We start from the raw sequence: 20878 nt of genomic DNA on the forward strand, positions 1-20878 counted from the left end.
AACCGGGGCCGGGCCAAAGCAAGATATTAGGTTGCCCTCGCTTGCTATGGCCAGGCTTTCCTCACTCTGTGGCAATAATCATATTTTCACTGCGGCATCCGCCCTGAACGGCCCCGGAAGGAAAGCCCCCGCGCACGCGAAAGCGGTGCCCGCCGAGGAGGAGGGCACCGCTTCATTTCCGCCGGGCCCATCGGCCCGGCCACCGGATCAGATGACCTTGGGGCCGTTTTCGACCGGCGGGACGTCCTTCAGGGACGGCGCCCCCGGCGGAGAATCGGGGGTCATGCACTTCATTTCCAGCGGACCCCCCTTCAGTGCGGAGGCGACGAGGGACTGCACCGACGGGGTCATCGTCATCGTCAGATGGACGACCGGATCGTTCGGGCACAGGTCCTGTGTGACGATGTTGTAGTAGTCGCCCGGACCGTCCATCAGATTGATGCGGTAGGGCGAGGCATCGTATTCCAGGGTCGTCGTGATGTTGTAGTACCGGATGCCGGGCAACGCCTCGGACGGGGTGTTCAACCGGCGCACCTCATCACCCTCCGAGGACATTTCCAGGCACGCGTCGGAGGGGTTCTTCGCCAGTTCCGGGGGCACGAGTAGCTCCAGCCCGGGCGGCGGGCACTGGCCGTTGCGCACCGCATCGGCCTGGAACGGCGACCCCTTGATCAGCCCCGAGAGGCTCACGACCTTTCGGACGTGGCGCGCTCCGTCGAAGTCCTTCAGCCAGTACCTCGTCACCAGGCCACCCTGCGAATACGTGACCACGTCGAACTTGTCGTGGCCGGTCTCGGCCTTGAGCTTCTCGATGAAAGCTGGAATCCGGGCCGAATTTCCCTTCACCGTGACATAGGGGCTGGTGGCGGGATCGGACGGCTCCCACACCATGAACGGGTGGACGTCCACGTCGAAGCGCCGCATCGAGGCGGCGAAGGCATCCGCCATTTGTTTCGGCTCGTTCGAGCCAGAGACGTAGATGACCGGCAGCTTCTCGGACTCATCGATCGACGCGGCGGGACCGGGGCCCCGCACGACGCCGGCTTCGGCGACCGGAGCCGCCGCGAAAGCCAGCGACATGCTCAGCGCGCACGCCACGGAGCAGCGCCGCAGCAGTTTCGAACTCATCGTTTGCACCTTTCTTCGGGCCCCGCCGGGCGGGGCCCGTCGGGGACTACTGCTTCGCGACCTTTTCGAGGGTCGGGCGGAGCTGCTCGAGCACCCAGGCGCGGCTGAGGGAACTCGGGTTGTTCAGCGCCTGCACTAGCACGGCATCGCCGAAGATGGTCGTGTCGTTCTTGACCTGGCGAAGGTCCGAGAAGCCGGGGATCGCGCGAATCTCGTCGGGACCGCCGGAGACGGCGTACACGGCCATGAAGTCGGCGTCGATCACGGAGATGTTCTCGGGGGACACCATGGCGCGACCCGATCGTTGCGGGAGGGACGCGAAGGAATCGGGCACCTTCATGCCCAGGTCATAGAGCGCGGAGTTGCCCGGCTCCTCCGGATCCGCGACCACGCCCATGCCCCGCTGCGGCGCATACTGGGCGATGACGCCCGTCTTGCCCTCGAGCTTCGGCAGGTCCGACTTGACGGAGTCGAAGCGCCCGGCGTCTTCGTCGATTACCTTCGTCGCTTCGCCCTCCTTGCCGTAGATCTTGCCCAGGGCCTCCAGCTGCGGCTTCCAGCCGAGGGATTCGCCCTCCGCGCCGATGCCGCCGAGGGTCGGGGCGATCTCCTTGAGGCTCGTGTAGGTCTCCTGCGTGATCCGCCAGAAGTCGCCGACGATGAAGTCGGGCTTCGCGGCGGCGATCTTCTCGACGGGAACCGTGCGGAAATCGGGGACGTCGATGCGCTCGACCCCTTTCAGCGCCTCGGCGCGCCACGGGACGTCCTTGTCCTCGGGGGTTTCGATGACCACGTCGGGGGTCACGCCCAGGGCAAGGAGGTTGTCGACGGCGACGCCGGAGGCCACCACCTTGGCGGGCTTGACGGGGTATTCGTCGGTTCCCCACGCGTGGGCGATGCTGACCGTTCCGGCGTCCTTCCGGTCGCCTTCCGCGGGTTCATCGACTTTCGAGCAGCCGGTCAGGAGGAGGCCGGCCGCCGCGACGATCGCCGCGACTTTCCCAATGGTTCGCTTCACTGAATCTGGTTTCCTTAACTCGTTCCGGGGTGCGCCACCCGCGCCACGCACGGGATTTAGGCCCACCATTCAAAGATAATGCAGGCTTGCCTTACCTGAATGCTAATCTATGTCCCGGCCAGCATCCATGCAACCCCCATTCATGGAACCCCTATTGCGGAGAATCACATGTCACACACAACCGTCCGGGCCCCGAGCGCCGGAGTCGCGGGCGCACCATGCCGCCGGCGCAGATCCGGCTGGATGATCGCGCTGCCCGTGCTCATCATCGCGGCCTCGGCACTAAGCCTGGCCATCGGCTCGAGGCCGATGTCGGCCGATCAACTGGCCGATGCCATCGGGCCGGCCCTGGAGTCCCTGCGCACCGGGTCGCGCGGCGGGTCGGACGGCGAGATCATCGCCAACCTCCGGGTGCCCCGCACCATCCTGGCGTTGTCCGTGGGCGCCGCGCTCGGCGTGGCGGGGGCGATCATCCAGGGCCACACCCGCAATCCCCTCGCGGAGCCCGGGATTCTCGGGATTTCCGCCGGTGCCGCCTTCGCGGTGGTCGCGGGGACACTGCTCGCCGGCTCGCTGTCCACTCCGGCGACGGCCGCCTTGGCCTTCGTCGGCGCGGCGATCGCGGCATTCGCGGTGTTCGGCGTGACCTCCTTCGGGGGCGGGCTCAACCCGCTGACGCTCATCCTCGCGGGCGCAGCCATCACCGCCCTGCTCGCTTCGCTGACGTCCGCGCTGGTCCTGTCGGATGCGCGGGCCCTCGACCGGGTGCGGTTCTGGACGGTGGGGTCGGTGGCCGCCAGCGATCTGGGGGTGGCGCTGACCATCGCCCCAATTCTGGCGATCGGGATCCTCGCGGGATTCGCCACGGCCCCGACGCTCAATCTCCTGGCCCTGGGCGACGACGTCTCGGCGGGGCTCGGCGTCAACGTCCCGGTGGCCCGGATCGCGGCGATGGTCATCGTCGCGGTTTTGGCCGGGGCCTCGACGGCCGCGGCGGGGCCGATCGGCTTCGTCGGGCTGATGGTCCCCCACCTGGTCCGCAGTTTCACGGGGCCGGACCATCGTTGGCTGCTACCGGCCTCGGCGGCGGCCGGTGCCGCGCTGCTCACCTTCGCCGACGTGGTCGGGCGCGTGATCATCCCTTCGGGTGAACTCGAGGTCGGCGTCGTGCTCGCGTTCGTCGGCGCCCCGTTCTTCATCGCGGTCGTGCGCCGCAGGAAGTTGGTGACGGCATGACCCCCAAATTGATCGGCCCACCGATGGTGCCGGGGCGTCCGCCCCTGCGGTTCGCGGGCATGTCGGCGGTGTGGCGGCCGCGTGCGGCCCTCGCCGCCGGTGGCCTCGCGATCCTGTGCTTGGCGACGGTCGTCGTCGGCCTGGGCATGGGCGACTACGCGATTTCGCCGGCCCGCGTCATCGAGGTCCTCTTCGGCGGCGGCTCCTCGCTGGACCGGACGGTGGTGCTGGGTTCGCGCCTGCCCCGGGTGGTGGGCGGCGTGATCGTGGGCGCCGCCCTGGGCATTGCCGGGGCGTTGACGCAGTCGATCGCGCGCAATGCGCTGGCCAGCCCCGATGTCCTGGGCATCACCGAAGGCGCCTCGGCGATGGCGGTGACGATCATCGTCGCGGGCACGGTTCTCGGCGGCGGCGGTTACGGGGCGGCGGCGCCGACGCTGTCGGGCGTCGGCATCCCGCTCGCCGCGTTCGCCGGCGCGTTGACGGTGACGGCGGCGATCTGGCTGCTGGCGTGGCGCCGCGGCGTGGATCCCTTCCGGCTGGTGCTGATCGGCATCGCCGTGTCGGCGCTGTTGCAGGCGTACATCATCTACTTGATGGCGGCGTCCGATTTGCGGGATGCGGCCGCGGCGCGGACCTGGCTGTCCGGCAGCCTGTCGGGGGCGTCGTGGTCGGGGCTGGCGGCGGTGGCGCTGTGCGTCGCCGTCGCCATGGGCCTGTTCGGGTGGATGGCGTTTCGCTTGTCCGTCCTGCAGCTCGGGCCGGCGACGGCGTCGGCCCTGGGCGGCCGGGTCCAGCTCAGCCAGGTCGCCCTGTTGCTCGTGGCCGTCGCATTGGCCGCGTCGTCGGTGGCCGCGGCGGGCCCGATCGGATTCGTGGCCTTCGTCGCGCCCCAGTTGGCGCTGCGGCTCGCCGGCGTACCGTCCCCTCCCCTGGCCACTTCCGCCGCGGCGGGTGCCGCGCTGGTGACGGTGGCCGACGTCATCGCCCGCGGCATCGCGCCGTGGGAATTGCCGGTGGGCATCGTCACCTCCGCCATCGGCGCCCCGTTCCTCATCCATTTGCTCATCCGCTCGAATCGGAGGACCACCACATGACCACAACGACCGAAATCGGAATCAGGGCGCGCGGGTTGCGGGCCGGTTACGGCGGAGGCGTCATTCTCGATGGCGTCGACGTCGACATCCCCAAGGGGGCCGTCACCACGGTGATCGGCCCCAACGGCTGCGGGAAGTCGACGCTGCTGAAGTCATTGGCGCGCACGCACCCGGCGGAGGGCTCCCTGCACGTCGATGGGCGCGACGTGACGTCGGTGGCGCGGCGGGAGCTGGCCCGGATGGTGGGGATGCTCCCGCAGTCGCCGTTGGCCCCGGATGGGATCGTGGTGGCGGATCTCGTGTCCAGGGGGCGCCATCCGCATCAGAGTTGGCTGCGCCAGTGGTCGGGGTCGGACGAGATGGAGGTCGCGGAGGCCCTGGCCTTGACCGGCATCTCGGATCTGGCGGAGCGCCCGTTGTCGTCGTTGTCGGGAGGGCAACGCCAGCGGGTCTGGATTTCGATGGTGCTGGCCCAGCAGACGCCGACCCTGTTGCTCGATGAGCCGACCACGTACCTCGATCTGGCCCACGCCATCGACGTGCTCAAGCTGGTCGGCACTCTGCGGGACCGCCTGGGGCGCACGGTCGTGATGGTCCTCCACGACCTCACCCTGGCCGTGCGCCACTCGGATCATCTGGTGGTGATGTACGAGGGGGCGATCGCGGCGACCGGGTCGCCGGGGCAGGTGCTCACGGAGGGTTTGCTTGCCGACGTCTTCGGCCTGGATGCCCTCATCGTGGAGGATCCGGTTGCGGGCGGCCCCCTCATCGTCCCGCGGTGACCCGCGGGGCGGCGCTCCGGGCCCGCAACAGGCGGTGCGCCCCCAGCTGATGGTCGATGGATGCGGCGATCAGAGCGCGGTAGGTGGGTTCGGCGATGTCGTGGGACAGCCCGTTTTCATCAGCGAGAGCCTTCACCTTGCCCAGGACCTCGTCGACGCGTTCGGGCGCCCGCACCGCCTCTTCCCCGGATTCCCGTTTCACGAATGCGGCGAGGGTGACCCAGTGCTGGCGGCGTGCGAGCAGGGCGACGATCTCCTCGTCGAGTTCGTCAATGTTGCGGCGGAGGGTGCCCAGGGTGGCACCCGCTTCCCAGTCCGCCTTCGCCGAGGCCATTGCGCGCTCGAGGTCGAAGCCGTGCCGGGTGTGGTCTGCGTGGGACATGCTGAATCCTGACGGTGGAAAAGGTTGGGACCTACTTCATGAATGGACCAATCTTAGCCTAACCTGACCCACCGTAGGGCAGTCCCCGGCGCCGTTCCATGGGGCGGCGCCACCGCCACCCCATGGACGCTTGCGGAGTGGACCTACCCCTGCGCGACGGCGACCGCGATGCGGTCTCCGACTTCGGAGGTGACGATGGGAGCGTCACCGCGGGCGGCGACGTCGGCTTCCACGGCACGCTCGATGCGGGCGGCGTCGTCCTCGCGGCCGAGGTGGCGCAGCATCATCGCGCCGGAGAGGATCGCCGCGGTCGGGTCGGCGATGCCCTGGCCGGCGATGTCCGGGGCGGAACCGTGGACCGGCTCGAACATGGAGGGGTTCGTGCGGGAAGCGTCGATGTTGGCGGACGCGGCGAGGCCGATTCCGCCGGAGATCGCCCCGGCCTCGTCGGTGATGATGTCGCCGAAGAGGTTGTCGGTGACGATGACGTCGAAGCGCGACGGCTGGGTGACCATGTAGATGGTCGCGGCGTCGATGTGGCTGTAGTCGACGGTGACCTCGGGGTACTCCCGCGCGACCTCGTCGACGGTGCGCTGCCACAGGCCACCACCGTAGACAAGCACGTTGCTCTTGTGCACCAGGGTGAGCTTCTTGCGGCGGGTCATGGCCAGGTCGAAGGCGTAGCGGACCACGCGCTCGGCGCCGAAGCGGGTGTTGACCGAGGTTTCGTTGGCCACCTCCTGGGGCGTGCCGACGCGGATGGCGCCACCGTTGCCGGTGTAGGCGCCCTCGGTGCCCTCGCGGACGACGACGAAGTCGATGTCGCCGGGGTTCTTCAGCGGCGATTCGACGCCCGGGTACAGCTTCGACGGGCGCAGGTTGACGTGGTGGTCGAGGGCGAAGCGCATCTTGAGCAGCAGCCCGCGCTCGAGGACCCCCGGCGGCACCTTGCGCGGGTCGCCGATGGCGCCCAGGAGGATCGCGTCATGTTCGCGCAGGCTGTCGAGGTCGGCGTCGGTGAGCAGCTCGCCGTTGCGCTCGTAGCGGCGGGCGCCCAGGTCGTACTCGGTGGTCTCGAAGTCTCCGATGGTGGCGCGGAGGACCTTGAGTGCCTCGGCGGTGACCTCGGTGCCGATGCCGTCGCCATCGATGACGGCGATCTTCAGCGGACCGGTGGTGCCGGTGGTGTCGCTCATTGTCACGGGATCCCTTCTCACTATATGGACGCGGCAATCCTACCAAATGAGATTGGCGGGGTCACGGTGGCGGGACCGAGTTACACAACTCCTGCCACAACTCTTCGCCACACTCCTGGCGACCGTAAAGGCCACCGCAGCACCGCTCTCCCATGAGCGCGCGCTCGTCGATGCATTCATCTCTTTGCTGCACGGTGCCGTCGCTCATGTCAGCCATGGCGCCAAGCCCCGTGTGACCCCGCACCACCGTCGGTTCCGCAGCGACCTCCGTCGCCGGGGCCGCCGCCGGAGCGGCGCCCGCACCCGTCGCCGACTGCCGGTACTCGTGGACGTCGTAGACGACGTCATCAAGATTGCCCTCGTCCGTCGACGACATGAACTCCCATTGCGGGGTCGCGCAGTTGGTCAGCAGCATCCAACCCCGATCGCCCTGCTGAGAGGCGACGACGGTGCCCACGGAATCGACCAGGCTCGCGTTGAGCATGACGTTCTCGTTGGCGCCCCTGAACACCACCAGGTACATCACGGAGCCGCAGGAGTTCATCGACATCGGCCACTGGCCGCCATCAAGCGTCGCCTGAATCGGGCCCGTGTGCTCGAATACGCGGACACGCCCATCGGTCGAACGTTCCAGCCGGTAGTCGCCCCAGCTCTCGACGGCCTTCGGGGCGGGCCCGGAAATCACCACGTCGAAACCGGCCCCCTCGAGCATCGCCGCCGAATCCATGGCCGGTTCTTCGGGTTCGGTCTCGGCATCGGTCTCCAACGAAGAAGTGGAGCCCATGGCAGGACCCGCCGTTTCGGACGATGCAGCCGCCGCCGGCTCCCCGTCGTTCCCCGTCAACGCCACAACGGCCACCGCCACGGCGACGGCGATGACCGCCACCAACGCGGCGATGATTATCGCCGCCTTCATCCCCGCTGACAGGCGGTTGTCGGCAGGACCGAAATTTCCGGGCTTTCCGTCGTCCCACGGGTTGTCGTCGAAAAGCGGTTCCTTCTCGTCCTTCTCGCTGCGGATCATCGCGTGCCGCCCTTCTTTCCGTGGCGCCAGCGCCGATTGATATCGCCCACGATAGTACCCGGCGCCACCAGCGGCCAACGACGTCCAGTCTCCCCCGTCGCCGTACCCCCGTGACTGCACTTCTGCGGACCCGCCTCGGTCCCGCTAGTTTTTCGTGCCATGGGGGAAACGACGACGGCACGGCCGTCCCTGGCAATGATCATCCGCACGCTCAAGTGGTCCGGCATCACGGTGGAGGGGATCGTCGACGATGGCGTCGGCGCCCGCCTTGAGCTGGACAACGGAACCATCTTCAACACGCACGATCTCGAGCACATCCTCGGCAACGCCCCGTGCACGACATGGCGCCGCATCATCGAAGACTTCATCAAGCCGGCGGTGGACGGGCCGCCGGACGTGCCGGGAATCGGCGAGGTCGAACTACTGCGGAACACGTACTCGCGCCTGCTGTGGGAGTTGCCGGCCGAGTTCGGACCCGACGCCTACACCTACGCGCGGAAGTTCGGCCCGTTCCACGAGGTCCTGCAGATGAAGATGGGACCGCACCTGGCGTACCTGTCGGATCTCCAGGTCGAGGGTCGGGACGTGGATTTGCTTTACGACGCCGCCCGCAAAAACACCGAGCTGTTGCACTGCGATGTCGACATCATGACCCACCCGGAAACCGGGGCGATGCTGTGGTCGTTCAAGGGCGACTCGAATCTGGTCGCCTCGAAGCTGCCGTTCGCGCCGGACGCGACCCGACCGGCATGCCCGGCACGTGGTTCATGCACTGGAACGGCGGCGACATGGAGATCGAGGCCGTGACGTTCGCGACGCACCCCATCACCGGCGAAGTCCGACTGTCTGACGGCGCGTTCCGCGACGCCATCCTGGAACTCGAGGACGAACTCGAGGACGACGACCTTCGCTGACCACCGCACCACGGCGAAACCCCGCCCCCGACCACGAAGGTCGGGGACGGGGCGTCGTCAAGCGAAAAAGCGGTGACCCTATCCCGCGTGGAGCTCGATGCTGCCACCGGGAATCGAATCGATGAGGCGACGGGTGTAGGGCTCCGTCGGATTCTCGAAGAGCTCGTCGGTGCCGCCGGTTTCGACGATGCGGCCCTTCTCCATCACCAGCACCTGATCGGCGATCTGCTTGACCACCGCCAGGTCATGCGTGATGAACAGGTACGACAAACCGAGCTCGGCCTGCAGCGAATTGAGCAGATCGAGGATCTGCGACTGCACCAGCACATCCAGCGCGCTGACCGCCTCATCGCACACCACCAGCTCCGGATTCAACGCCAGGGCACGGGCGATGGCCACGCGCTGACGCTGACCGCCGGACAGCTCACCCGGGTACCGGTGCGCCATCTGCCGCGGAATGGACACGCGATCGAGCAGCTCGTTGATCCGCTCCTGCCGCGACTTCTCGTCGCCGATGCCGTGAATGCGCAACGGCTCCGCGATGGTGTTGTACACCGAATACATCGGGTCGAGGGAACCGTACGGATTCTGGAAAATCGGCTGCACCCGGCGCCGGAAATCCAGCTCGCCGGACTCGCCCCGCCGGTGCGCGCACCGCTTCGCGACGTCGATGCCGTCGAACACCGCAGTGCCCGACGTCGGCTCCAACAGACCCAGCACCATCTGGGCGACCGTCGACTTGCCCGAACCGGACTCGCCGACGATGGCCGTCGTCGTGCCGCGCGGCATGGAAAACGACACGTCGTCGACGGCGGTGAACGTGTCCTTCTTCCACGGGCGACCGCCCGGGACCTTGAACACCTTCGTCAGCTCGCGGACCTCGAGGATCGGCACCTCCGGCGCGAGCTCCTGCTCCTCGACGACCTCCGTCGCCTGGACCATGGCCTCCTCGCGGACCTCCGCACGCGCGTCGAGGACGTCATCGCGCCGGGCCCGCAACGACGGTGCCGCCGCCACCAGACGCTTGGTGTACTCGTGCCGGGGATCCTGCAGGATCTCCAACGCCGGACCCCACTCGACGACGTGGCCCTGGCTCATCACGATGATCCGCGACGCACGCTCGGCCGCCAGGCCCAGATCATGGGTGATCAACAGCACCGACGTGCCCAGCTCCTTGGTCAGGCCGTCGAGGTGGTCGAGGATCTGCTGCTGCACCGTCACGTCCAGCGCCGACGTCGGCTCGTCGGCGATGAGCAGCTTCGGCCGCGCCGACAACCCGATGGCGATGAGCGCGCGCTGGCGCATGCCCCCGGAATACTCGTGCGGGTACTGGTCGATGCGGCGGGCGGCGTCGGGCAGCCCCGCCTCCTCCAACAGCTCGATGGCGCGGGCGTGCGCCTTTGACCCGGTGGCGATGCCGTTGGCGCGCAACGACTCCTTGATCTGGTGGCCGACCTTCCATACCGGGTTCAGGTTCGACATCGGGTCCTGCGGAACCAGACCGATCTCCGCGCCGCGGATCTCCGTCATGCGGCGCTGCGACGCATGGGTGATGTCCTCGCCGTCGAAGGTGATCGTGCCGCCGGTGACGTGACCGCCGCCCGGCAGCAGGCCGATGATCGAATGCGCCAGCGTCGACTTGCCGGAACCGGACTCTCCGACGATGGCCACCGTCTCGCCCGGATAGATGTCCAGGTCGACGTCGAAGACCGTCGGCGCCGGGTCCTTCTTGCCGCCGAAGGCGATGTCCACGCCGCGCATCGACAGCAGCGGCTCGTCCGCGTGAGCGGGTTCGCGGGCTTCGCTCACTTCTTCCTCTCCTTCGGATCGAGGGCGTCCTTGACCACGTCGCCCAGCAGGATGAAGCCGAGCACGGTGATGGCCAGGGCGCCGGCCGGGTAAAACAGCGTCGCCGGCGATTGACGCAGGGTGTTCTGGGCGACGGAAATGTCGTTGCCCCAGCTCACCTCGGTCGGCGGCAGGCCGATGCCCAGGTAGGACAGCGTGGCCTCGGCGACGATGTAGATGCCCAGCGACGTCGTCGCCATGACGATGATCGGCGCCAGGCAGTTCGGCAGCACGTGCCGCAGCAGGATGCGCCCGCCGGACAGCCCCAGCGCGCGCGACGCCATGACGTACTCGTTGTTCTTCACCGACAGCACCGCCGACCGCACCACGCGGGCCATCGACGGCCAGCCGAACAGCGACAGCACCAGCGTCACCGTCCACACGTCGCGCTGCGGGAAGACCTGCATCAGGACGATGCCGGCCAGCAGCAGCGGAATGGCGAAGAAGATGTCGGTGATGCGCGACAGGAAGGAGTCGAGGATGCCCCCGACCCAACCGGCGGTGGCGCCGACGAGGATGCCCAGCAGCGTCACCAGCAACGTCACGCACACGCCGACGATCACCGACGGGCGGGCGCCGTAGATGACGCGCGAGTAGACGTCGTAGCCCTGCTGCGTGAACCCGAACGGGTGCCCGTCGACGGGGTCGCCGAGCGAGTTGCGCAGGTCCGCGGCGCGCGGATCCACCGACGTGAACAAGCCGGGGAAGATCGCGACGACGGCGACGAGGGCGATGATCGCCATCGACACCCAGAACAGGGGGCGCCGGCGCATGCGTCGCCACGCCTCCCCCCACATGCCCAGCGGCACGGTGTCGGGGAGCTTCTGGTCGCGGGTGAGCACGTCCTCGGTGGACACGGGCGCATGGCCGCGCACCAGCCTGGGGTCGTCGGCGGCGAGGCCGGTGCCCGCGGGGACGTTTCTTGGGTCAGGCATATCGGATCCTCGGGTCGAGTGCCGCGTACAGCAGGTCGATGAGCAGGTTGGCCACCATGTAGATGATCACCAGGACGGTGACCACGCTGACGACGGTCGGCGTCTCGCCGATGGTGACGGACCGGAAGATCAGGCCGCCGACGCCGGGGATGTTGAAGATTCCCTCGGTGACGATCGCCCCTCCCATCAGGGCCGCCAGGTCCGCGCCGATGAACGTCACGACGGGGATCAGCGAATTGCGCAGAACGTGCGAGGCGACGACTTCCCTGCGGGACATGCCGCGGGCGTAGGCGGTGCGGACGAAGTCCGAGCCGACGGCTTCGGCGACCGAGGATCTGGTCAGTCGCAGCACGTAGGCGAAGGACACCAGCCCCAGCACGGTGGCGGGCATGATCAGGTCGATGAAGCCGGCGTTTCCGCCCACCGTGGGCGGCACCACCGCCCATTTGATGCCGAAGAGGTACTGGGCGACGAAGCCGATGACGAAGATCGGCACGGCGATGATGAACAGCGACGCGACCAGGACGGTCGAGTCGAACCAGCCGCCCTTGCGCAGGCCGGCGATGACGCCGAAGCCGATGCCGAACACCGTCTCGATCACCAGCGCCATCAGGGCCAGCTTGATGGTGACGGGGAACGCCTCCGCCAAAACGGCCGTGACGGGCCGACCGGAGAAGGTCTGCCCGAAATCGAACTGGAAGATGCCGCCGACGTACATGAGGTACTGCACGAGGAACGGCTTATCCAGGTTGTATCGCTCGCGGAGCTCGTTTTCGACCGCCGGCGTCAGGGGCTTGTCGCCCGCCAACGCCTGGATCGGGTCGCCCGGGGTGAGGAACACCATCGCGTAGATGAGGAAGGTGGCCCCGAAGAACACCGGGATCATTTGGAGCAGCCGCTTGCCGATGTACCACGGCACCGCGATCAGCCCTTCTTCATGGGTGCGTAGTCAAACGTGCCGTTCCACAGCATGTCGACGCCGGAGACGTCCGGGTTCCAGGCGTAGGAGGCCCGGGGAACCCACATCGGGATGGCGGGCAGCTCGTCGACGAGGATTTCCTGGGCCTGCTTGTACAGCTCGTTGGCCTTGGTCTCGTCGGTTTCGGCGGCGGCTTCGGCCAGCAGGCGGTCGAATTCCTCGTTGGAGTAGCCGCCGTCGTTGGAGGAGCCGGTGGTCATGTACTGGGGCTCCAGGAAGTTGGCCAGCGACGGGTAGTCGGCCTGCCAGCCGGAGCGGAAGGCGGAGCCGATGGTCTTGTTGGTCACGTCGTCGCGCAGGCCCTTGAACAAGGGGTAGGCCTTGCCGGTGGCTTCGATGTCGAGGGTGTCGGCGATGCCGTTGGTGACGGCCTCGACCCATGCCTGGTGGTCGCCGTCGGCGTTGTAGGCGATTTCGAACTTGCCGGACCACGGGTTGATGTCGTCGGCCTCGGCCCACAGCTCCTTGGCGCGTTCGGGGTCGTAGCCGATGGTGTCGGAGCTGTCCGGGGACTGCAGGCCGGGCAGGGTCGGCACGCCGAAGTCGACGGCGGGGTCGGCGGCGCCGGCGTAGATGGTGTCGACGATCAGCTGGCGGTCGAAGGCGAGGGAGATTGCTTGACGACGGAGCTTGCCTTCCTCGTCAAAGCCGAAGTGCTCGAGGTTTTCGGGGATGACGAAGGTCTGGGAGACCATCTTCGCCTTGGAGTCGTGCGAGTCCGGGAAGTCGTTTTCGTAGTTCGACAGGGCGGAGGTCGGGATGGTGTCCATGACGTCGAGGCGGCCGGACTGGAGGGCGGCGTAGGCGGTGTCGAGGTTCTGGTAGAACACGAAGTTCACGCCCCCGTTGGCCGGGGCGTCGCCGGCGTAGTCCTCGTTGACGACGGTGTTCAGGCCGACGTTGTGCTGCCAGGCGGAGTCGGATTCGAGCTTGTAGGGGCCGTTGCCGATGGGGGCCTGGCCGTAGGCCTCGACGTCGTCGAAGGCGACGGACGGCCACGGGTAGTACGCGGCGTAGCCCAGGCGCATCGGGAACGAGGCCTCCGGGTTGGTCAGCTTGACGATGAATTCGGTGTCGGAGACCTTCTCCAGGCCGGACATCTCGTCGGCGGTGGCGCCCTCTTCGGCGACCTCGTCGTAGCCCTGGATGTTTTCGAAGAAGTACTGCTGCTTCTGGGCGTTCTTCGAGGCGGCGGCGTAGTTCCAGGCGTCGATGAAGGAATCGGCGGTGACGGCCTCGCCGTTGGTGAAGGTCCAGTCGTCCCGGAGCTTGATGGTGAACTCGGTGGCGTCGTCGTTGGCCTCGATGGACTCGGCGACGGCCATGTCGGTTTCGCCGTTGACGTCGTAGGTGACCAGGCCGGTGTACAGGACGTCGATGATGTTGCCGCCGCACGCTTCGTTGGTCACGCTTCGTTGGTGTCGGTGGACAGCAGCGGCGACTGCGGTTCGCAGCCGTAGGCGTTGATGACGGCGGATCCGTCGCCGCCTCCTCCGGTTCCGTCGTCGGAGCTGCACGCGACCATCGCGGCGCTCGCCGCGATGGCGGTGAGTCCGGCGAGGATCGCCTTCTTCTGTGACTTCATGGTCCTGCCTTTCGTCGGTCCCGGGGTGGTGGCCCGGGGCTGTGGGAGGGTTCCGCCCGTCGGTTGCCTGGTGGAACGGGCGAATTTGCGTCATTCACCCTCGTAAACCGTGAATTGCACCGTTGACGGTTACCTACTTTTGTGACCTAATCCACCATCAATGTCAAGCCTGCGTTCAGGTCACATTCAGGCCACGGTCATCCAGCGGGACTTTTCCACCTTGTTGCAATCGGTTTTCACTTGCGTGATGATGTCCCCCATGCCGAACACGAACCCCGCCCCCGTCTCCGCCGGAACCCCCGTCACCGTCCTCTCCGGATTCCTCGGCTCGGGAAAGACCACGCTGCTCAACCACTTGCTCGCCAATCGCGGCGGCCGCAAACTCGCCGTCATCGTCAACGATTTCTCGGAGGTCAACGTCGACGCCGAGCTCATCGCCGCCGGATCGCATCTCACCCGCGGCGAGGATCGTTTCGTCGAGCTGTCCAACGGCTGCATCTGCTGCACGCTGCGGGAGGACCTCGTCGAGGGCGTCGGAGCGTTGGCCCGTTCGGGCAAGTACGACCAGATCGTCATCGAGTCGACGGGCATTTCGGAGCCGATGCCGGTCGCCGCGACGTTCGAGTGGGAATTCGACGACGGCACGCGTTTGGCGGACATCGCCCCCATCGACACGATGGTGACGCTGGTCGACGCCTCCCAGTTCCTCACCATGCTGCGCTCGGGCACGGCGCTGGCCGACGCCGATCGCCAGGCCACGCCGGATGACGAGCGCACGGTGTCCGATCTTCTCGTCGATCAGGTCGAGTTCGCGGATCTCATCCTCGTCACCAAGACGGATCTCGTCGACGAGCGCGTCGCCCGAGCCACGGAGGATGCGGTGCGCGCGATGAATCCCCGGGCGCGCATCCTGCGCGTCACCGATGGCGAGGTAGGCGCGGGCGTCATCCTCGATGCGGGGCTTTACGACGAAGCCACCGCCGCGACCTACCACGGTTACGCCGAAGAACTCGCCGCTCCCCACACCCCGGAGACCGAGGAGTACGGGATCTCCTCCGTCACGTTCCGCGGTGACCGACCCTTCGACCGGGATCGCCTCATCGCCGCACTGCGCGGCACCCGCGGGCTGGTGCGGTCGAAGGGCCACTGCTGGATCGCCGACCGGCTGGAGATCGCGCAGGTGTGGAGCCAGGCCGGCCCGAACCTGTCCATCCAGCCGGCCGTGGAGTGGGCACGCACCGATGTGGCGCCGTCCAACGAGGTCGTGCTCATCGGCGTGAACTTCGACGCCGATGCCGCAGTGGCCGCGTTCGACGCCGCCATGCTCACCGACGATGAGACCATGGCGCTGCTGGCCGAACGCGGGTAACCGACGGGCTCCGGCCTACTCCGGCTTCATGGAGCCGTTAGCGAGGAAACGGCGGTGGAAGTCGGCGGCGGTGTCCAGGTCATGCGGCGTGTGCATGAACGGGGTGGCCTTCTCGGCGCGCTCGACGTATTCGAGGAGCGCCTCCTTGTACATCGGGTGCGCGCAGTTCTCGATGACCTTCCGGGCACGCTGGCGCGGGGCCAGTCCGCGCAGGTCGGCCAGACCCTGCTCGGTGATGATGACCATCACGTCATGCTCGGTATGGTCCACGTGGGACACCATCGGCACGATGGCGGAAATGTCGCCGCCCTTCGCGATGGACGGGGACACGAAGGTGGAGATGTAGGCGTTGCGGGTGAAGTCGCCCGAACCGCCGATGCCGTTCATCATCCGCGAGCCGGCGACGTGCGTGGAATTGACGTTGCCGTAGATGTCGGCCTCGATCATGCCGTTGGTGGTGATCAGCCCCATGCGGCGCACCAGCCCCGGGTTGTTGGAGATGTCCTGGGGGCGCAGCACGATCTTCTCGCGGTAGTCGGCCGCCTTTTCGTTCATGCGCGCGGCGTACTCCGGCGACAGCGAAAACGCGGTGGCGGAGGCGACCGTCAGCTTGCCGGCGTCCATCAGGTCGATCATGCCGTCCTGGATGACCTCGGTGAAGGAGGTCAGATTCTCGTACTTCGAGTCCAACAGGCCGGCGAGCACGGCGTTGGGGATGTTGCCCACGCCCGACTGCATCGGCAGGAGATTCTCCGGCAGACGGCCGGCCTTGACTTCGCCGTCGAGGAAATCGAGCAGGTAGCCGGCGATGGCCTTCGAATCGTCGTCGAGCGGCTTGAACGCGGAGTTGCGATCCTCCGCGTGGGTTTCCACGACGGCGACGACCTTGTCCAGGTCGACGGTCATGCACGGGGAGCCGATGCGATCGCCCGGGTTGGTGATCGGGATCTCCTTGCGCAGCGGAGGCAGGCCCACGTCGTAGATGTCGTGCATCCCCTCCAGATCCTCTGACTGCCAGGAGTTGACCTCGATGATGATCTTTTCGGCGGCGTTGAGGTAGGACAGGTTGTTGCCGACGGAGGAGGCGAACACCAGCGAACCATCCTCGCGAATGCGCGACACCTCGACCACGGCCGCGGCGACGGGACCGAAGAAGCCCTGCTCGACCTGCGGACCCGAGTGCGACAGGTGAATGTCCGAGTATCCCGCGTCACCGGCGTTGATGCGATTGCGCATGTGCGGATCCGACTGGTACGGCATGCGCCACTCGACGCCGTTCACGTCCGCCAGCGCACCATCGAGCTCCGGGGCCGTCGACGCGCCCGTCATCATCTTGATCTTGAATTCGTCGCCACGGGCATGGGCGGCCCTGATGCGCTCGGCCAGGGCCGGGGGAACGACCTTGGGGTAGCCCGCGCCGGTGAAACCGGCGAAACCCACCAGGTCGCCGTGGTTGATGAATGCGGCCGCCTCCTCGGCGGACATGATCTTCCCGCGGAGACCCGCGTGGGCGATGCGATCGGGCATCGTGAATCCTTCCTTGAAAAAAACGGGCTGAAGCGACGGTGGGCCGCTGCCCCAATCCTATCCGTCGTCATGCATAGTTTTATCGGCGCCATGGACACCCTCCCCCGATCGTCGACACCCGCCGACGACGACGTGACATGCAGCACAACAGTGATAGCCCACGACGTGCGCCACAGGGGAATTCCGCACCGAAACGTGCGCCCGCCAATGGCCCTTCATGAATATTTTCCATCCGGGAAGCATCGCCGCCAACCACCCCGAAATCGGTCCGAGAACCACCGTTAGCGATCTGGTAGATTCAGGGCCAAACCGAAGGTGTGATCGCCCACACTCGACGGTGGACCAATGCCGGAGATCACGCACCGGCGAACGCACGAGGCCGCACGCACATTGGCCCGAACAATCCAGGAGGAATCAACGACATGACCGACCGCATCGCACACGCGGGTCTCCGCGGCAAGGTGATGACCGCCGATGAGGCCGCGAACTTCATCAACCCCGGCGACATGATCGGTTTCTCCGGCTTCACCGGCGCCGGTTACCCGAAGGAGCTGCCCGGCGCGCTGGCCAAGCGCATCACCGAGGCCACCGAGCGCGGCGAGGAGTTCCGCGTCAAGGTCCTCACCGGCGCCTCCACCGCTCCGGAACTCGACGCCGTGCTGGCCGAGACCGGCGGCGTCGCCTGGCGCATGCCGTACCAGTCCGATCCGAGCATGCGCAAGGCCATCAACGACGGCACGTCGCTGTACTCCGACATGCACCTGTCGCACTCGGGTCCGCAGACCGAGGAGGGTTTCTTCGGCAAGCTCAACGTCGCCGTCGTCGAGGCCACCCGCATCACCGAGTCCGGTGGCCTGGTCCCCACCTCCTCGGTGGGCAACAGCGTCTCCTACCTCAACGCCGCGGACCGCATCATCGTCGAGGTCAACTCCTGGCAGTCGCTCGGCCTGGAGGGCATGCACGACATCTGGAACCCGGGCCTGCCGCCGAACCGCCAGATCATCCCGATCGTCGGCTCCGGCCAGCGCATCGGCGAGACCGCCATCCAGATCGACCCGTCGAAGGTCGTCGCGGTCATCGAGACCGACGCCCCGGACCGCAACTCGCCGTTCAAGCCGCTTGACGACGACTCGAAGGCCATCGCCGGCCACCTCATCGATTTCTTCGAAAACGAGGTCGCCCAGGGTCGCCTGCCGGAGAACCTGCTGCCGCTGCAGTCGGGCGTCGGCAACATCGCCAACGCCGTGCTCGCCGGCCTGCTGGACTCCGACTTCGAGAACCTGACCTCCTACACCGAGGTCATCCAGGACGGCATGGTCGAGCTGCTGGACAAGGGCACCATGTCGGTGGCGTCGGCCACCTCGTTCGCCCTGTCCCCGGAGGCGGCCGAGCGCATGAACGACCAGGCCGAGGAGTACGCCAAAAAGATCGTGCTGCGCCCGCAGGACGTCTCCAACAACCCCGAGGTCATCCGTCGTCTCGGCGTCATCTCCTGCAACGGTCTGATCGAGGCCGACATCTACGGCAACGTGAACTCGACCCACATCATGGGCACGAAGATGATGAACGGCATCGGCGGTTCCGGCGACTTCACCCGCAACGCCTACATCTCCACCTTCGTCTCCCCGTCGACGGCGAAGGGCGGCGACATCTCCGCCATCGTGCCGATGGTGTCGCACCACGACCACACCGAGCACGACACCATGGTCATCATCACCGAGCAGGGTTTGGCCGACCTGCGTGGCCTGGGCCCGCGCCAGCGCGCGAAGGTCGTCATCGACAAGTGCGCGCACCCCGACTACAAGGAGGCGCTGTACGAGTACGTGGAGCGCGCCGAGAAGGGCGGCCAGTCGGCGCTGCACACCCCGCACGACCTCAAGGAGGCCCTGGGCTGGCACCAGCGCTTCGTCGAGACCGGTTCCATGAAGCAGAAGTAGGGTCCGGGGCCGACGGCCTCTCCCCCGCTTTGCGACGCCCGGCCCGCACATTCCCTTCGGAGTGTGCGGGCCGGGCGTTTGTCCGTTGTTCGGGGGCGGATCAGGCTTGTTTCCTGCGGCCTTCGGACCACGCGGCCCACAGGGTGGCGTAGCGGCCGCCGGCGGCGACGAGGTCGGCGTGGGGGCCGGATTCGACGATGCGGCCGCCTTCCATGACGACGATGCGGTCGGCCGCGGCGGCCTGGTCGAGGCGGTGGGCGACGATGAGGGCGGTGCGGTCGCGGGTGACTTCGTCGGCGGCGTCGGCCAGGGAGTCCGCGCCGACGGATCCGGCTTCGGCGGTGGCTTCGTCGAGGACGATGACCGGCGGGTCGGACAGCAGCACCCGGGCCAGCGCCACCTGCTGGGCGGCGACGGGGTCGAGACGGTGGCCGCCGAGCCCGACGATGGTGTCCAGGCCGTCGGGCAGGCGGTGGAACCAGTCGGCCCCGACCCGCTCGAGGGCGTCGACGACGGCGGCGTCGTCTGCGTCGGGGGCGGCCAGCGTCAGGTCGTCGCGCAGGGCCCCTTCGAAGACGTGGACTTCCTGGGTGACCAGGGCGACGGTGCGCCCGCGGGCGGCTTCCGCGTCGACTGTAAGATCCTGGCCGCCGACGGAGACGGTGCCGGAGTCGGCGATGCGCAGACCGGCGACGATGGCGGCGAGGGTGGACTTGCCGGCGCCGGAGGATCCGACGAGTGCGACCGTCTCCCCCGGTGCGATGATCAGGTCGACGTCGGTGACGGCGCTGCCGCGACCGTAGGAGAAGTTCACGCCGCGCAGTTCCACGCCGGCGGAGGGATCGGGGTCGGCGTCGGCGTGTTCGGGGCGACGTTCGGCGAGCACGCCGACGATGCGGGTCAGCGACGTCGCGCCGGACTGGGCGACGTCGAGGACCATGACCATGCGCGTCAGGGGTGCGAACAGGCGCATGAAGAGCAGCATCGCGGCGGTGGCGCCGCCGATGGTGGTGTGCCCGGCGCGCACCAGATAAAAGCCCAGCACCAGCGTCGACGCCATGCCCAGGTACTCAGCCAGGTGCATGCGCGCCATGATGATGTTGTTGGTGATGCGGGCGTCGACGCCGTGGCGGACGACCTTCCAGGACCAGTCGGCGATGCCGTGTCGTCGTGAAGCGGCGAGGCCGAACGCGCGCACCGCGGGCAGGCCGTGGATGGTCGACAGCACCGTGCGGGCGCGTTCGCCCATCGCGCCGCGCTCGGCGGCGAACACGGCGGGGGCGGTGCGCAGGTAACCGCGCACCGCGATGACGTGGACCGGCGCGACGATGAGGAACGCCACCATGAACCGCCAATCCACCGAACCGACGCCGGCGATGGACACCAGGACGGTGAACGCGGCGCCGGCGACGATGGGCAGGGTCTGGGTGACCGACGCGGACACTTGGGCGACGTCGTCGGTGGCGCGGGAGACCACGTCGCCGGCGCCGGCCCGTTCGACGCGCTCGACGGGCAGGCCCAGCGCGGTGGCGACCATGTCCTCGCGCAGGTCGGCGATGGCGGTCTCGGCGAGCCGGGCGACGAGGGTGAAGCCGACCGCCGACAGCACGCCGGAGCCGATCGCCGCGGCCACCATCCGCAGGGCGAGTTCCCCGATGTCGCCGGTGGTGCCGCCCCCGGCGACGACGTCGACGATGCCGCCCATCAGCTTGGGCACGAGCACGCCGCACCACGCGGCGCCGATGAGCACGGTGACCGCGACGCCCAACCGGAGTCCGCGCCCGCGCACGAGGGTGCGCAGGTGCCGGAGGGTCTCCCCCGCACTCGCCACCGGGAACCGGTCGGCGGTGACGGAGGCGTCGCGGCTGTCGGCGGCGAACGTCGGCCGCAGTGCCCGGGCCAGGCGATTCATGGCGCGCAT

General features: G+C 67.7%; 18 protein-coding genes. 6 read left to right on the forward strand and 12 right to left on the reverse strand.

The features are described from left to right. Positions 1-207 precede the first annotated feature (207 nt). Together HMPREF3121_RS06705 and HMPREF3121_RS06710 are read right to left on the reverse strand one after the other, a co-directional pair. Positions 208-1128, reverse strand: coding sequence for an esterase/lipase family protein (locus HMPREF3121_RS06705; protein ID WP_035122877.1), 921 nt, complete (start codon positions 1126-1128; stop codon positions 208-210). Between the two features lie 46 nt (positions 1129-1174). Further along, positions 1175-2146 (reverse strand): ABC transporter substrate-binding protein, encoded by a 972-nt coding sequence (locus HMPREF3121_RS06710; protein ID WP_070521312.1) that lies wholly within the window; start codon positions 2144-2146, stop codon positions 1175-1177. Positions 2147-2389: 243 nt separating this feature from the next. Here HMPREF3121_RS06710 and HMPREF3121_RS06715 point away from each other — a divergent pair, with 243 nt between their 5' ends. From HMPREF3121_RS06715 to HMPREF3121_RS06725, 3 genes are read left to right on the forward strand one after another with little or no spacing between them, the layout of a single operon-like run. Further along, positions 2390-3382 carry a FecCD family ABC transporter permease gene (locus HMPREF3121_RS06715; RefSeq protein ID WP_070521315.1) on the forward strand — a complete coding sequence of 331 codons (993 nt, stop codon included), beginning with the start codon at positions 2390-2392 and terminating at the stop codon, positions 3380-3382. Beyond that, complete coding sequence (locus HMPREF3121_RS06720) at positions 3379-4479, forward strand: FecCD family ABC transporter permease (protein ID WP_070521318.1); 1101 nt, start codon at positions 3379-3381, stop codon at positions 4477-4479. Before HMPREF3121_RS06715 ends, HMPREF3121_RS06720 begins: the two co-directional genes overlap by 4 nt. Continuing rightward, positions 4476-5261, forward strand: a complete 786-nt coding sequence (locus HMPREF3121_RS06725) for an ABC transporter ATP-binding protein (RefSeq protein WP_070521321.1) — start codon at positions 4476-4478, stop codon at positions 5259-5261. The genes HMPREF3121_RS06720 and HMPREF3121_RS06725 overlap by 4 nt, the downstream gene beginning before the upstream one ends. Here HMPREF3121_RS06725 and HMPREF3121_RS06730 read toward each other — a convergent pair. The 3 genes from HMPREF3121_RS06730 to HMPREF3121_RS06740 form a co-directional block, all read right to left on the reverse strand. After that, positions 5245-5643 (reverse strand): chorismate mutase, encoded by a 399-nt coding sequence (locus tag HMPREF3121_RS06730; RefSeq protein WP_210387254.1) that lies wholly within the window; start codon positions 5641-5643, stop codon positions 5245-5247. The genes HMPREF3121_RS06725 and HMPREF3121_RS06730 overlap by 17 nt on opposite strands. Before the next feature lie 143 nt (positions 5644-5786). Then, complete coding sequence (locus HMPREF3121_RS06735; protein ID WP_141743017.1) at positions 5787-6809, reverse strand: 3-isopropylmalate dehydrogenase; 1023 nt, start codon at positions 6807-6809, stop codon at positions 5787-5789. 91 nt (positions 6810-6900) lie between these two features. Then, entirely contained in the window at positions 6901-7863 is a 963-nt protein-coding gene (locus tag HMPREF3121_RS06740) for a hypothetical protein (RefSeq protein WP_070521326.1), read from the reverse strand. Positions 7864-8022: 159 nt separating this feature from the next. Between HMPREF3121_RS06740 and HMPREF3121_RS06745 the strand changes: the two genes are divergently transcribed. Then, a complete protein-coding gene (locus HMPREF3121_RS06745; protein ID WP_141743015.1) occupies positions 8023-8670 on the forward strand; it encodes a hypothetical protein in 648 nt (215 codons plus the stop codon). A 185-nt stretch (positions 8671-8855) separates the two neighbouring features. Here the strand turns inward: HMPREF3121_RS06745 and HMPREF3121_RS06750 are convergent, their stop codons facing one another. From HMPREF3121_RS06750 to HMPREF3121_RS12885, 5 genes are read right to left on the reverse strand one after another with little or no spacing between them, the layout of a single operon-like run. Then, positions 8856-10538 carry a dipeptide ABC transporter ATP-binding protein gene (locus HMPREF3121_RS06750; protein ID WP_083291393.1) on the reverse strand — a complete coding sequence of 561 codons (1683 nt, stop codon included), beginning with the start codon at positions 10536-10538 and terminating at the stop codon, positions 8856-8858. A 44-nt stretch (positions 10539-10582) separates the two neighbouring features. Then, entirely contained in the window at positions 10583-11560 is a 978-nt protein-coding gene (locus HMPREF3121_RS06755) for an ABC transporter permease (protein ID WP_224371757.1), read from the reverse strand. Then, positions 11553-12479, reverse strand: a complete 927-nt coding sequence (locus tag HMPREF3121_RS06760; RefSeq protein ID WP_070521334.1) for an ABC transporter permease — start codon at positions 12477-12479, stop codon at positions 11553-11555. Before HMPREF3121_RS06760 ends, HMPREF3121_RS06755 begins: the two co-directional genes overlap by 8 nt. A 5-nt stretch (positions 12480-12484) precedes the next feature. Next, positions 12485-13948, reverse strand: coding sequence for a peptide ABC transporter substrate-binding protein (locus HMPREF3121_RS06765; protein ID WP_371327332.1), 1464 nt, complete (start codon positions 13946-13948; stop codon positions 12485-12487). Then, positions 13945-14124, reverse strand: coding sequence for a hypothetical protein (locus tag HMPREF3121_RS12885; protein ID WP_246816092.1), 180 nt, complete (start codon positions 14122-14124; stop codon positions 13945-13947). Before HMPREF3121_RS12885 ends, HMPREF3121_RS06765 begins: the two co-directional genes overlap by 4 nt. Before the next feature lie 259 nt (positions 14125-14383). Here HMPREF3121_RS12885 and HMPREF3121_RS06770 point away from each other — a divergent pair, with 259 nt between their 5' ends. Further along, positions 14384-15493 carry a GTP-binding protein gene (locus HMPREF3121_RS06770; protein WP_141743016.1) on the forward strand — a complete coding sequence of 370 codons (1110 nt, stop codon included), beginning with the start codon at positions 14384-14386 and terminating at the stop codon, positions 15491-15493. A gap of 15 nt (positions 15494-15508) precedes the next feature. On the opposite strand, the gene HMPREF3121_RS06775 is transcribed toward HMPREF3121_RS06770, so the two are convergent. Beyond that, positions 15509-17020 carry an acetyl-CoA hydrolase/transferase family protein gene (locus tag HMPREF3121_RS06775; protein ID WP_070521339.1) on the reverse strand — a complete coding sequence of 504 codons (1512 nt, stop codon included), beginning with the start codon at positions 17018-17020 and terminating at the stop codon, positions 15509-15511. Between the two features lie 422 nt (positions 17021-17442). Here HMPREF3121_RS06775 and HMPREF3121_RS06780 point away from each other — a divergent pair, with 422 nt between their 5' ends. Continuing rightward, positions 17443-18957, forward strand: a complete 1515-nt coding sequence (locus tag HMPREF3121_RS06780) for an acetyl-CoA hydrolase/transferase family protein (protein ID WP_070521342.1) — start codon at positions 17443-17445, stop codon at positions 18955-18957. Between the two features lie 100 nt (positions 18958-19057). On the opposite strand, the gene HMPREF3121_RS06785 is transcribed toward HMPREF3121_RS06780, so the two are convergent. Then, a complete protein-coding gene (locus HMPREF3121_RS06785) occupies positions 19058-20878 on the reverse strand; it encodes an ABC transporter ATP-binding protein (protein WP_224371749.1) in 1821 nt (606 codons plus the stop codon).

The sequence above is a fragment of the Corynebacterium sp. HMSC11E11 genome (assembly GCF_001807025.1).
GTDB classification, from domain to species: domain Bacteria; phylum Actinomycetota; class Actinomycetes; order Mycobacteriales; family Mycobacteriaceae; genus Corynebacterium; species Corynebacterium freneyi.